Source organism: Arthrobacter sp. NicSoilC5 (genome assembly GCF_019977395.1).
In the GTDB taxonomy this organism is placed as follows: domain Bacteria; phylum Actinomycetota; class Actinomycetes; order Actinomycetales; family Micrococcaceae; genus Arthrobacter.
In genome coordinates, this window is the sequence record NZ_AP024660.1 from 241,484 (window position 1) to 254,787 (window position 13,304).

Consider the following 13,304-nt stretch of genomic DNA (forward strand, 5'->3'; position numbering starts at 1 on the left):
CGGAGGGCGTGGGCCGAAGCTAGCGTGGAACGACCCCTATGACCCAGAGGACCATGAAGACCACCTGCTTGCCCGCCAAAGTTCTGACTGCCACCATCGCATTGATGCTGGCTGCGTCATTAGTAGGTTGCGATGCCACAGCCCACGCTTTCGAAGCCGCCCAATCTGCTCCAGGCATCCCGGGGCGGCCGACGGTAGCTCCGGAAGCTGCCGGCGACTCAGCCAGGGCGCTCGTCCAACTGGAGACCATCCCGGTGAAAGGACGGGCCCCAAAGACAGGCTATACCCGCGATCAGTTCGGGCCAGCTTGGGCGGACGTTGACCACAACGGTTGTGATACCCGCAATGACATTCTTGCCAGGGACCTAATCGACAAGACCTTCAAAGCTGGTACAAACAACTGTGTAGTCGCCAGCGGCACCTTGGCCGACAAATACACCGGAACAACCATTCACTTCGTCCGCGGCCAGGACGCGAGCTCCAAGGTTCAGATTGACCATGTCGTGCCCCTGAGTGATGCGTGGCAGAAGGGTGCACAGCAGCTCAGCAGCGAGCGACGTGAGGAACTCGCCAACGACCCGCTGAACCTCATGGCTGCTGATGGACCGACTAACGCCGCCAAGGGCGACAGCGACGCCGCGACGTGGCTGCCGCCGAACAAAGCCTTCCGGTGCGAGTACGTCGCCCGCCAAACTTCCGTCAAGGTCAAATACAGTCTTTGGGTCACCCAGGCCGAGCATGACTCTATTGCCGAAATCCTCGAGGGCTGTAGATAGAGGACGTACGTCCATCTCTAGCCAGCCTGTTTCGTCGGCTCCCGACCGACCGGGGGCTGCCACTGCAGATATTGGCGGCCAACGATGCTGTCGCGAATACTTGCAATTTCCGTCGCCGTTGGCGATTGATCGCAAGCCGGCGCGCCGGACGTTTTGGTGCCTTGGGGTGACGTAAGTCCGACCTCTTTCACCGACATCACTTCGGTGTTCCGCGACAGTTTTCGGACCGGGATGGCGACATCGAATGGCAAGAAACTTCGGCGACGACATTCTTGCCGTCCGCGCCCGAAGGTTGAAGCTCAGCTGCAAAGCGCGCGTGCTGACTTTGGATCTCCGCAACCTCGGCCTCATACCGATCTGAGGTAAGTGTCAGGACGCCCGCTTCACGAAGGAGGGCTAGGTGACTGTGCAAGGAAGGCAAAGGAACCTCCAGAGCGGCAGCCACGTCATGGCACGTTGCCGGCCCATGGGCAATCAAGAAGCGAATGATCTGGCTTCGCGTCCGATGCATCATGATGTTCGCCATGGAGACCATAATCCTGATGATGAAAACTCACTTCTGAGGAACATGCTGTAGACGGGTCTACAGCAAAACAATACGCCCCTAAGTAAGCCCGCGGAAGACGTCGAAGGCACTCATTGCACAAGAGGTAGACCAACGCAATACTGAGCATCACGTGAAGTCTCAAAGTGGTATCCCTGTGGAGGAGGTGGACGGTGTCCGGCGAAGACGAACGCCCTTCTGGTACTGCCTTGTCTCCTCAAGCTGAGCTGGCCCGGCGCCTGAATCTGCTTCTCGACGTCGCCGTCGCAGAACGAGGGCAGCCAATTACATTCCGCGAGGTTCACGAGAAGCTGGCGGACAGAGGAATCAAGCTCTCCAGGGCGCGCTGGTTCTACATGAAGGACGGGACCGGGCGATTGGTGAGCGACCCCACCTTACTGCGCGCGTTATGCGAAATTTTCGGCGTGGATCCTGCGTACCTCTTGGACTCGGATTCTGGGGAATTGCCCCAGCGCATCGATTCGCAGCTGGAGTTCGTCCGGTCCCTGCGGGCTGCGAGGGTGAAGACTTTTGCGACCCGAACCCTTGGGGACGTATCGCCGGAGACACTGCGAGCTATCACGGAGTACCTGAACAGGGACATCAGCCGGCGGCCGGAGGGCGAGCGTGCAGCGGCTTCGTCGCAGTCCGAACCGTTACAGCCGCCCGAGCAGTCCGGCTAATCGCATTTCGGCTACTGGTGTTCCTCCAGCAAGTACTTTAGGTGTGCGTCAAGCAGCTCCTTGATTCGGGCAGCATTTGCGGAGTACCGAGGTGATCGTCCATGCCTGCGCCCGGGCTCGACGTCGACCATCACCACACCCGCTTCCTCCAGTGCTACGAGATGCTTGGCCACGCTGGGGTCGCCCGCGCTGACAGCCGCGACGATGTCGCCGCGGGTCGCAGGCCCGCTGGCGGTAAGGAATCGGAGGATCTCGTTGCGCGACCTGTTGCCGAAAGTCGCGACGGCAGCCTCGACGTCGGCCGACCAGGCTGCGTCGTGCGGTTGCGTGATTCTCGGCATAGCGCCATTCTTCCCGAAGAAATTCGAAAAAGTAAGAACAGCACTCTTGACGATACTTTAAGTATCTTTGACAATAAATTCCATAGCTTCTGCTGATCGTTGTTGGATCTACGAATCCACGCACCGGAGCCGCCTTCACGGCGCCGCCCATACTCGATCTGAATATCTAAGCGGTGAAGCCATGGAAATTGAATCCGAGGCGCATCAAGTCAAGAGTCGCCCAACGACTCCTGTCGGAGTGGATGTCTCATTGCGAGGCGCTCCTCAGGCGGGGGAGCCCGTCGTCCCAATCGACCGGATTCTGGTCGCCGTGGATGGCGTGAACCGCTACGTCATCTCCCGTCTGCGACGAATCGGACGATCCTGCGACGTTGACGACGTCATGCAGGACATCCGCGTCGCTGTCTGGGACGGGGTAGCAAAGGGAAACTACCGAGAACTTCCCGGAATACCATTTGAAGCCTGGGTTCAGGGTGTCTGCAACAAGATCTGTGCTGCGTACATCCGGCGAGAACTAAGTCACCGGACGTTGCCATTGCTCATAGATTTCACGACCACGGAAACCTCGCCCGAGGTTCTCACCGTCATCGATACTGGCTCGCTTTTGGGCAGCCCCGAAGGCTGTGTCGACCAGGCCTGGGCGCAGGCAATGTTAGATCTGGTCCACCGGAGCGTGACTGAGGAGACATGGAAGCTTGCTGTGTCCAGTCTTGTCGGGCCGCGCCACTATGGACCTCCGACTCCCCAGGACCGGCGCCGGTGGCACGCCGTAACGGTTGTCCGGCAGACCGCCCAGACAATTAGCGCGGCATTGAACTGCCGTCCCAACCCTGAGATCGACCTTGTCGACCTTTGCCAAATGGCCGCCGACTGCCTTCCCACCGCTGTGCTTCGGCGAGTTGCTGCCTCCATTGTGCGTCCCGGATTGCGGGGACCCGACCGATCCACGCAAATGGCGGCCCTGGCGGGTGAGCTGGGCGTGAGCGAGAGATACATCGCCGTGAATATCGGCTTTGCCCGGCAGTTGTATCGTGCCGCTTGGCGTGTCCTCCAGCACGAAGCGAACAGGCCCGCGGTGTAGGCCATGATTGTCATCATCGGAGCTGGGCGATGAATTCGGTTCAAGAATTTAGCCGTCAACGTTGGTTCGCTGTGTGCGCCTGCGCCTTGCTTGCAGGCGCCGCAATCTTCCTGCTCTGGCCGTCTGATCACACTGGCAGGGATGGGTCACCGTTGGCGTCGGCAACTGCGCCCGCAGTGGGGACGCCATCGGCTTCAGCGCCACTTTACGTCCAATCCACCGCAGCTCCGATCATTGAGGAATCATCCACCGCCGCAACGGATGGCAAGCTGCCGCGCACAAGGGATTACCGGTCACTCGCTTTGGCGGCAGCAGAGGGAATCTACACCTGGGACAGTCGCTCGTCGTCGTATTCCGATGTTTACGCGCGCGTGCGGTCCTGGTGGGAGCTTCTCCCTGACGGGTCCAATCCTTTGTCCGCATTGGTGCGGGAGTTCGAGGGGACTGGCGTGACAGCAGGGACCTTCACCGTGCTGACTGAACAGTCAGCCCGGCGAAGCGGTACCGCTGAAGCCGTCCGTTGCGACCTTGAACTGGCCAAGGTCAAGGAGTACCCGGCCCCCTGGGAGGGCCTTCACGTGTGCACGGTGACCGTCCAGGTTGTGGACGAGTCGACCGCGGGCAAAAATGCTTACGCAGCGCCAGTTACCGTGATGGTCAATTGTCCGCCAGCGGTCACCGCTCCGGCGGATAGATGCGCCATGGTTGGTTTTTATGCAGCCGCCGAGCGGATCGTCTACTGATGCCGGCTCTGGCAGCGATTGCCGTCGTGGCACGACGACGGGCTCTACTTAAGATCGTTACCGCCGTTGTTGCTGTCGTCGTACTCGGCGGGCTGATGGCCTTTGTTGGCGTCCTGGCTGTACTTGCCGAGGCGACTGGAGAGCGTGCTGTTGCTTGTACGCCGGGTAGCGCGGACAGTCGTGCAAAGACCGCGGGAACGACTGGGGGCGTGGAAGTCCGCGACGCTGGCAAGCTGCTCTACGTATTGACGCCTCGTCAAGAGGGCGTCGCGCGGGCTTACATTTCGGTGGGGAAGCAACTGGGTGTGCCGCGTTCCGGACAAATCATCGCAATCATGATGGCGCTTCAAGAATCGGGCCTTCGCATGCTTGCGAACCCGGCAGTGCCTGGTTCCCTTACCCTCCCCAATGACGGTATCGGGGCCGATCACGATTCAATCGGGTCGGCGCAACAACGCCCGGCCGCCGGCTGGGGGACTGTCTCCGAGCTGATGGACGCCTCCTACAATGCCCGCGCGTTCTATGGCGGACCGACAGGTCCTAACCGTGGGAGCCCACGTGGGCTATTAGACGTGCCGGGGTGGAAGTCGATGGACAAAGGGCTGGCTGCACAGGCAGTTCAGGTCTCTGCTTTTCCGGAGCTGTATGCACAGTGGGAGCCGGCCGCAACAGCAATTGTTTCTGCGTTGGAAACCGACACAGCTCCTGCATATTGTTTGAGTCCTGCTGCAGGGAATCAAAATGTCGGACAGGTGCGGAACCTAAGCCAGCTGCGCCAGAACATCTTGCGGTTCACTCAGGAAGGCCTCGGCGGCAGATATGTCTGGGGCGGCACTGCTTTCAAGGCCTGGGACTGCTCGGGGTATGTCCAGTGGATCTACAGGCAAGCCGGCATTGAGCTGCCAAGAGTAGAGCAGTGGCGGGTAGGCACGCGAACGGATCACCCTCAGCCGGGAGACCTGGTGGTTCAGAGTCCCCAGGGACCCGACAACTGGGGTCACGTCGGCATCTACGCCGGGAACGGAATGATGTGGAGTGCACTCAACCCCACGGTGGGAACGTTGCTGCATCCAGTCAGCTGGAACTCTGGCACGGCTTACTTTGACCTGTTGAGGCGGTAGGGACGTCCCCTTGGAGCTTACGGGGGACATCCTTGGCTCAAGCGCCTGCATAGACGGCAGCGCAACGGGTTGCCCTCAGGTTTCTACCGGGCGCGCCGACGTCGCGGTCAGAGCAAGCGGCCTGGCTTGCCGGGTTGCTCGGCGTTGTACAGATTATGCATGCCCAATTGAAAGAGGAGCCGCTGCCAGCGAATCCACCGCCGTCGACCGAACTCCACCTGGAACTTCCCGGCGGCGGGTGCTTGCTTGGGCCAGCACACGAAACACCGGAGTCGCCCGTGCGCTTGCTGCTTAAGAACCCAGTCGGCAGGGTCCCCGCGACGTTCCGGGCAGCAGTCACGCGTAGAGGACCGAGGGTTGTGTAGCGGGGAAGTAGCATGCCTGTATGCGTATGACGCCTGGCGGAGAGATGTTGCCCAAGACGACGATCATGACCGGTCTGCCCACGACCCTCTCGAACGAGCATTTGATCGAATTAGGAACCGTAGCAGTGCACGCTTCGCGCCTGGAGTTTTCCTTGGCAGAGTTGGTGGCCGAATTGCTCGATCCACTGCCTGAAGTTGGCTTTGCCGTTACGGCTGGAATGCCTTTCCAGCGTTTGTTGGCGCTCGCTAACGAGCTTGTTGATACGCGCCTTACTGACACTAAATACGGAGTGAGGTTCACAGACATACGCAAGTTTGCTCAGCGCGCCATGGAGTCGCGAAATGAGTTGATGCACGGACACTGGATTGTCTCCTGGAATCAGCAAACCCTCACAAGGCAGGATGATTTGGCGACCCGACGTGGGCGTGTCAAGGTACGCCCTAATGTTAGGGTGCCAGACGTCGCGACTGTCGCGGGTGACCTAAACGTTGCGAACATGCAGGTTGAACTCTTCCACGCGAATATCCTGCTGCCCCTCGGCCGTCTTGTTGAGTTTGAGCCTGGAAAGTACTGCCGGGTATCTGAGTTGTAGTCCTCGGCGACTGCCGCGGGACCTCTCGCCTCTAGTACGCTGCAATCACAAACAAGAGGGATCATGTCGTTCCGTCCCGCCTCCGCCATGAACCACTGAGCTCATTTGCTCACTCCATGGAATACGACGGACGGAGCACCCATGTACAATGCAGCGGTGGACCCGGGGATCACCCCGAACGCGAGTTTCCCTTTCCTTGAATCACTGAAACAAATTGGCGGCGGCATCCTTGTCGGCGCCTTCATCATCATCGCCATCGTGGCGATCATTGGCGCCGCCTTGCTGCTGGCCGGCAAGCTGAGCCAGTCCTCGCGTCTTGCCTCGAGTGGGGGAGTGATCCTTCTGTGGACAGGACCGGTGGCTGCCATTCTCGGCGGTATCAACGGCTACATCCTCTGGTCGCAGACCGCTTTTCCCCTCGGGTTCTAGGTCATGCCCGTTGAGTGCGATCTCAATGGATGGTGGCCACCAGGCTGCGGCCTCGTGTCGCAAGCGAACGACGACGCCCTCGGTGCAGTCACGGCACTGTTTGCAAACGTCCTCCAGAACATGGCGTCCTGGCTTTGGGCCTTTATCACCGGCGCGTTCACCGTGTCGAACGTGGATGAATCCCAGTGGTTGTCTATCCAGGGGCTGACCAGTTGGTGGGTGGTCGTGATGCTGACGCCACTCGTCGTCGTGATGATCCTTCAGATCCTGTCAGGGCTGATAAGCCAGCAACCGAGACGCATCGGAAGGGCCATGATTGGAGGGGCCGTTGCTATTCCCCTGGTTGGTGCAGCCGTATATCTCGTCCGGCAGCTTACGCGGGCGACTGACCTAGCCTCCGCTGCTCTGCTTCGATCCATCGGGTCGGATCCCTACCTGGTGTTCATGAGGCTCTTCGGCTTCGAGCGGGCGCCAGCAGGAAGTGGCCGGGAATGGAACCTGGTCTCGCTTGCCCCTGGAAACACCGGAGGGCCAGCGGGCGCGGTAGTCGTGACCATGATGGCCGTCGTTGTCGTCTGGATACTTGCATTCATTCTGATGTGTTCGATGATTTTCCGCTCGTTCGCTCTTGTTGTCCTGGCTGCCGTGGCACCCGTGGCCGTCATGTTGCTGCCTTGGGATAAGACGAAGTCATGGGCACGTCGATGGTGCGAGGTCGTCATCGCTTTGGTCATAGCCAAGCCTCTTGCCGGAACAGTCCTTGCGGTCGCCGTGAAGCTCTTCGCCGATTCTAAGTCCTTCGCCGGATTGGCGGCCGGAACCGTCGGCATGGCCGTGGCTTGTGGTGCGCCGCTAATGGCCATGCGTTTGGTTAGCTTTGCCGGCGGCGAACTCGCCGCTGTAGCCCAGACCGCCGGAGGTGGCCATATCCTGTCCCGCAGCAGTAGTGTGGCAGCCCGCCAGATCAGTCGCCAGGCGGGGGGCCGCCTCACGCTCGCCAACCTGGTTAGTCGCTCTGCAATGACAAGGCCCATCAGCTCACGCCCCAGCATCTTCCCGACCCAAGTTTCCGCTCCCACTGTGCCCACCACGGCGTTCCCCTCGGGACCCGGCGGTGAGCCGCGATCCCTAGACGGAGCGTCCCCGACCACATCCCAAGACGTCCCGCAACCTGCGGACCAGGGGTTCGTGACTGTAGTACCCCAAAGCCAAGGCGCGGCCCCGCAAACACCTGCAAGACGGACCCCTTCGGTGGAGCCGGCACCGCGCGCGCAGCGCAACGGAGGCGCCGCCGGCCAAGCAAAAATGCAGCCTCCGAAACCCCAGCCACCAAGAATTGATCCTCTGAAGGGCGGTACCCCTGATGTCTGAAGACGCGCGTGCCCTGGAAGCCGTCAAGTTCCCTAGATATGAACGCCGCGGCTTCTTCCTAGGGCTAAAGTGGTATCAACTGCTGATCGTGAGCGGGGGAGTTGCGGTCGCCGTCGTGGCTTCTGCGAGTCACGGCCCCGCAGGATTGTTTACCTCCGGGCCTATGTGGCTCGGGCTTGTACTGCTCGGAATCCTGCAGTACTCCCGCATCCCCTATCCGGTCTGGGCGAAACAGATCGCCATGTTCTTTTGCCGGGCAGCAGCAAATCAGACACGGTTTCTCGCCAAGCCTCAGGCCCCGCATCTTGCCGGTCGGGTTGCCCTCCCCGGCGGGCTGGGCAATCTGGAACTTCGGACGACGGCCAACGGCGAATGCTTCATTGTTGACCGCCATGGCAGGGAGGCGATCGCAGTCCTGCGCTGCAGCACCAGGTCCTTTGCGTTGTTGGATTCTGATGACAAGGCGTGGGCCGTTCAAGCGTGGTCGCGTGTTCAAGCCGGGATGGCCCAGCGGCAAAGCGTAGCCCGGATCGCAATCCAGGATTACACGGTGCCTTATCCGTCCTCTGCACTGTGGGACTTCTACCGCGACAATGCGCTGCAGGCTGCGAACGGCGACGAGACGCTGGGCTGGGGACGGCGCGCCTATGAGGATCTCTTGGGTGCAGCCGGGGCAACCATGAGCCACGAACTCCTCGTCGCGGTCGTGCTGGACACAAGCAAGGCACGACGGCGGATCAAGGAGTCCGGTGGAGGGCTCAGCGGTATTGAACACGTCCTCCGGCTGGAAGTCGAAGCCATGCGCACGTCGTTAGGCACCCACAGTGTGAAGGTCGAGGAATGGATCGACGAGTCGGAGCTGCTGGGAACCATACGAGGAGCATTCGATCCTGCTTCTTTACCTCCAATTAAATCGTCCTTCGCCACCGTCCCTTTGCTGGAGGGTTCAGCCACTGCCGAGGCGGTTCACCGTCACCTGCAGGGGCCGATGGGCGTCGAGGAACATTGGACCTACTTGCGTACCGACAGCGGGTTCCACCAAACCTTTTGGGTCGCCGAATGGCCGCGACAGAAAGTCTTCCCGGGTTTCCTGCATCCGTTAATTTACGTCGGCGAGTTCCGCCATACCTTCACTGAAGTTGTCCGGGCGGTGCCGACGGCTGAAGCACTGAGGGACATCCGCTCCGCGCAGGAGGCCCACGAAACCCGCCGCCGCATCAATGCGCGCTTCGACAGGCCGCTCACCCGTGAGCAAAAGGCCGAGGAAGAAGAAGTGGCCCAGAGGGAGGAGGAGATCGTCGCCGGCCACGGTGACGTCCGCCCGGCGGCCTACCTGACCGTCTCAGCAACCTCGTTGGAAGACCTGGCGCGGCACCGTCAGGAACTGGAATCTGCTGCCGCGGGGGCGTTCGTAGAACTGCGGCTTCTGTACGGGCAGCAATGGGCGGCCTTTGTCGCCGGTGGACTGCCCCTGGGGAGAGGATTGCGGTGAGGCCGGCAATGAAGAGCTTTGAGTATCTTCCTTCCGGGAAGAAGGGGAGGAAAGGGAAAGCACGACGGCGGACGCCATCGTCCGTGGCCACGGGGACGGACTCAGCACTCACCAAGGGACGGTTCGATTTTGAGGCCTTCAGTCTCGGCGGGGACTGGGGCAGCAAGGAGCCGAACTCCCTGCGGGGACCTCACCGGTTGCGTCCTGCCCCGCACCGCGCCTCAACGATGACCTTCGCCGCCGCGTACCCATTCCTTACTGAGTCAGGTCTTGGCCACGAAGGAACCTACATCGGCACCGACGTCTTTGGCTCCGGCGCCTTCTCGTACGACCCCTGGATCCTCTACGACAAGGGCATCATCAGCGGCCCGTCCATTGTTGTGATCGGCACCGTTGGCACCGGCAAATCGATGTGCGGCAAATCCTTGGTAGCACGGTCCATCACTTTGGGGCGGAAGGCAGCTGTTGCCTCGGATCCCAAAGGCGAGTGGGTCGCCGTCGCCAAAGCTGTAGGTGGAAAGGTCATCAGCGTTGGCCCGGGCCGACCCGCAAGAGTCAACCCTCTCGACGCCGGCCAGCGCCCCAGGGCCCTCGCCGAAGCACAGTGGCAAGCAGTGGTGAGGCAGCGTCGGAGGTATCTCCTTGTCGCTTTGGTTTCCCTCATGCGCCAAGGCACGCCCCTTCGCCCCGTGGAACACACGGCATTGGACATCGCGCTCATGGAGACCATGTCTGAGAACTCGAATCCGACATTGCCCATGGTGCTGGACCACCTGTTGAAACCCTCGAAGGAAATGATCGCGCTTGTCGGCACAGAGGGCGGAACGGCAGTCAGCCATTCCTTGAGGCGGACCGTGTCCGGTGACCTCGAAGGGATGTTCGATGCACCTTCCACCGTCGCTTTCGATGCTGATGCTCCCATGATGGTGATGGACACCTCCGCCCTGATCGGGGCATCAGAGCAGGCGCTTTCACTGGCCGCCGCCTGCGGTGCCACCTGGCTGGAGGCGGCCATCACGAACCCCGACGGCGGAAAGCGGCTTGTCGTGTACGACGAGGGGTGGCGCATGCTCGCCGACCCTTACATGCTGGCGAAGATGAGCGAACAGTGGCGGCTCGCCAGAACGTACGGGATCGCGAACCTGCTGATCATGCACAAGGTGGCCGACCTCAACGAGATCGGAGACAGCACCAGCGGACACCGGCAGAAGGCATTGGGTCTGCTGACTGAGGCGGACACCAGGATCATCTACCGCCAAAAGCACGACGCCATGCGGCTGACAAAGGAAGCGCTCGGCCTCACCGAAGCGGAATGTGAACACGTTGAGAACCTTCCGAAAGGTGTCGGGCTCTGGAAGGTCGGGAACCGCTCGTTCATCGTGGCTAACCGCGTGACCACTGACGAGCTTGCCGTGTTCGGCACTGATGACAGGATGCTGTGAAGCGGCCAGGCGGCCCTCGGGCCGCAAGCGATAACCCGCTGGTCACCGCTGGGCTCATCGGGGCGGCGGCGTACGTGTGCCTCTGTGCTGTCATCCAAGCTGCCGGGCACGTGGTGGTGTCCTGGCGATGTGGCACTACACCGCCGTCGCCTTTCAACCCGGCAGCCGCCGTCGGACTTCTGGCCAATCGGATGGACTGGATAGTGGCGCCACGCTCAGGCTGTTCAGTAAGCACCGACGCTGTCTGGTGGGTCCTGGCCCCCGCGCTGCTTCTCGTGGGTTCGCTCGCCGTGGGTGCCGTCGTCATATGGCGACGGTGGAAGCAGTCCGGCCGATGGCTGCGGCAGGACATTCTGAACCGCGACGGCGTTGCCCGCCGTGCCGAGATCCTCCACGACTTCGGGGCCAGGGCTGTGCGGAGAAGAGGAAAGTTCACCAGGCCAGGCCTTGAAAACCCTTCTGTGCAGGACGTGTCGTGGACGCTGGGCCGCTCCCGCGGCGTCACCGTTCATGTCTCCACAGAGGAGTCGATGGTGATCCAGGGTGCTCCGCGTTCCGGTAAGGGCTTGTACGTCGTCATCAATGCGATTCTTGACGCGCCCGGGGCAGTTGTCACGACATCCACGCGTGCGGACAACCTGGTGGTGACGATGAAGGCGCGGGCCACCGGTGGGCGACCCGTGACGGTCTTTGACCCACAGGGTATGTCGGGGATCCCGTCATCACTTCGCTGGTCGCCAGTCCGTGGCTGCGAGGACCCGGACATCGCCACTCGGCGAGCCCTGGTCATAACTGCGGATACTGAGATGAAAGGCGAGAACGCTGCCTGGCAGAAGCGCTCGCTGATCGTTCTGCAATGTCTGCTTCATGCTGCAGCTTTATCTGGGGAAGGAGTGACGGCATTCCGCCGTTGGTCATCCAGCTCCGTATTGGCGAGGGAAGCTCTCGAGATTCTAGGCCGGCCGGGGGCTGCGCTGGGATGGCAGGCAGATCTGATGGGCATACTGGAGGATGACCCAAGGAACACCTCGAACTCATGGATTGGGGTTTCGGCGGCGGTAGCACCTTTGTCCTCGCCGAAAGTCTTGGCCGCGCTCAATCCGCAGGATGAGTCCGAGGAGTTCGACCCGAAAACGTTCATCCGGGATCGGGGAACGCTTTATCTCATCGGTACCCGCGCCGGCGCGGCTGCCGCGGGGCCCTACTTGTCAGCACTGATCGATGACATAGACAATGCAGCGCGGGAGATGGCCTTCGTCTCTCCGGGCGGGCGGTTGGAGCCGCCCCTTTCCCTGATCCTGGACGAGATCGCTAATCTCGCCCCTTGGCCCGGGCTGCCTGTGGCACTGTCCGACGGCGGCGGCATCGGAATCTCAACGCTCGTCGTTTTGCAGTCGTTGTCGCAGGCCCGTTCAGGTTGGTCCATTGATGAGGCGTCGACCATCTGGGACTCGGCGATCATCAAAGTAATTTTCGGGGGCGGATCCGACGAGCAGGATCTGCGCTCCCTTGCAGGGTTGCTGGGTGAACGCAGTCTTACCCTCACCACCAGGTCCTGGTCATCCCAGGGCAGGCAGGACGGCGAGCAGATACGCGAAAGCCCCGTAATCGCTCTGGATGAAATACGGCGGCTGCCCGCGGGAACGGCGCTCATGCTGGGCCGGCGTACTCGACCGATCCTTCTGGACCTTCTTGAGTGGCACAAGCGCAAGGACGCAGGGGAGCTGCGTCGGCTGAAAGCCGAGATGGAGCGCGTATTGGCCGACGGACACAGGGAACGCCAGCAGAAGGCGGAAGGGGTGCCGGATGCGCAGCCATGACGAGACGGACGAGTTCGACGTCCAGTCGGCCAGCTCCTTTGGGGACGATGAAATCACCGCTCAGCTCTTCCGGTCTGCATTTAGTGGGCCTTCCGCCTCCAAAAGCGTCACCCGCCGTTGGCGGGAGATGACGCCTGAACAGTCGCAGGAAGTCTGGGGTGTCCTCACCTCGTGGGTGAGATGGCTTGTGGCCACTTACCAACTGACGACGTCGGTCGTTCCCGATTGCTGGTGGCGCCACCCTGAAATCGTGGCTGAGCTGTACGCGCTGCACCGCGCGGAGCTCGCCTCCTACACTCAGGATGACCCGGGCTTCGGCCCGCTTGCCTTTCATGAACGGCTCCCGCACGCCGTCGAACGTCTGAGGATGCACACCCGGACTGCGGGATGCGTTGGGCTGCAGGCGCACAAGGAGCCTGCGCCTCGAATCCTGGCTGATGATGATCCTGCCTTTGTTGAGTGGCGCAAGGCTGCTCACCAGCTGATTGCTGACTTCTAAGTCA

General features: G+C 61.3%; 13 protein-coding genes. 12 read left to right on the plus strand and 1 reads right to left on the minus strand.

From position 1 onward, the window contains the following. The first annotated feature begins 53 nt into the window (after positions 1-53). Positions 54-776 (plus strand): HNH endonuclease family protein, encoded by a 723-nt coding sequence (locus LDO22_RS01080; RefSeq protein WP_224025749.1) that lies wholly within the window; start codon positions 54-56, stop codon positions 774-776. A 717-nt stretch (positions 777-1,493) separates the two neighbouring features. After that, on the plus strand, positions 1,494-2,003 hold the full coding sequence (locus LDO22_RS01090) for a hypothetical protein (protein WP_224025751.1): 510 nt from the start codon (positions 1,494-1,496) through the stop codon (positions 2,001-2,003). 11 nt (positions 2,004-2,014) lie between these two features. On the opposite strand, the gene LDO22_RS01095 is transcribed toward LDO22_RS01090, so the two are convergent. After that, a complete protein-coding gene (locus LDO22_RS01095; RefSeq protein ID WP_224025752.1) occupies positions 2,015-2,344 on the minus strand; it encodes a helix-turn-helix transcriptional regulator in 330 nt (109 codons plus the stop codon). Between the two features lie 181 nt (positions 2,345-2,525). On the opposite strand from LDO22_RS01095, the gene LDO22_RS01100 reads away from it, so the two are divergent. The 10 genes from LDO22_RS01100 (at position 2,526) to LDO22_RS01145 (ending at position 13,300) form a co-directional block, all read left to right on the plus strand. Further along, positions 2,526-3,425 carry a hypothetical protein gene (locus LDO22_RS01100; protein WP_224025753.1) on the plus strand — a complete coding sequence of 300 codons (900 nt, stop codon included), beginning with the start codon at positions 2,526-2,528 and terminating at the stop codon, positions 3,423-3,425. Between the two features lie 449 nt (positions 3,426-3,874). After that, positions 3,875-4,168, plus strand: a complete 294-nt coding sequence (locus tag LDO22_RS01105; RefSeq protein ID WP_224025754.1) for a hypothetical protein — start codon at positions 3,875-3,877, stop codon at positions 4,166-4,168. Then, positions 4,168-5,289 carry a C40 family peptidase gene (locus LDO22_RS01110; protein ID WP_224025755.1) on the plus strand — a complete coding sequence of 374 codons (1,122 nt, stop codon included), beginning with the start codon at positions 4,168-4,170 and terminating at the stop codon, positions 5,287-5,289. The genes LDO22_RS01105 and LDO22_RS01110 overlap by 1 nt, the downstream gene beginning before the upstream one ends. Before the next feature lie 385 nt (positions 5,290-5,674). Continuing rightward, positions 5,675-6,247 (plus strand): hypothetical protein, encoded by a 573-nt coding sequence (locus LDO22_RS01115; protein WP_224025756.1) that lies wholly within the window; start codon positions 5,675-5,677, stop codon positions 6,245-6,247. 141 nt (positions 6,248-6,388) lie between these two features. Then, positions 6,389-6,676: a hypothetical protein gene (locus tag LDO22_RS01120; protein WP_224025757.1), complete on the plus strand. Its 288-nt coding sequence runs from the start codon at positions 6,389-6,391 to the stop codon at positions 6,674-6,676. A 54-nt stretch (positions 6,677-6,730) separates the two neighbouring features. Beyond that, positions 6,731-8,047 carry a type IV secretion system protein gene (locus LDO22_RS01125; protein WP_224025758.1) on the plus strand — a complete coding sequence of 439 codons (1,317 nt, stop codon included), beginning with the start codon at positions 6,731-6,733 and terminating at the stop codon, positions 8,045-8,047. Beyond that, a complete protein-coding gene (locus LDO22_RS01130; protein WP_224025759.1) occupies positions 8,040-9,539 on the plus strand; it encodes an SCO6880 family protein in 1,500 nt (499 codons plus the stop codon). The genes LDO22_RS01125 and LDO22_RS01130 overlap by 8 nt, the downstream gene beginning before the upstream one ends. Before the next feature lie 83 nt (positions 9,540-9,622). After that, entirely contained in the window at positions 9,623-10,981 is a 1,359-nt protein-coding gene (locus tag LDO22_RS01135; protein ID WP_224025760.1) for an ATP-binding protein, read from the plus strand. Between the two features lie 275 nt (positions 10,982-11,256). Continuing rightward, on the plus strand, positions 11,257-12,801 hold the full coding sequence (locus LDO22_RS01140; protein ID WP_224025761.1) for a type IV secretory system conjugative DNA transfer family protein: 1,545 nt from the start codon (positions 11,257-11,259) through the stop codon (positions 12,799-12,801). Next, entirely contained in the window at positions 12,788-13,300 is a 513-nt protein-coding gene (locus tag LDO22_RS01145; protein WP_224025762.1) for a DUF4913 domain-containing protein, read from the plus strand. The genes LDO22_RS01140 and LDO22_RS01145 overlap by 14 nt, the downstream gene beginning before the upstream one ends. Positions 13,301-13,304 lie beyond the last annotated feature (4 nt).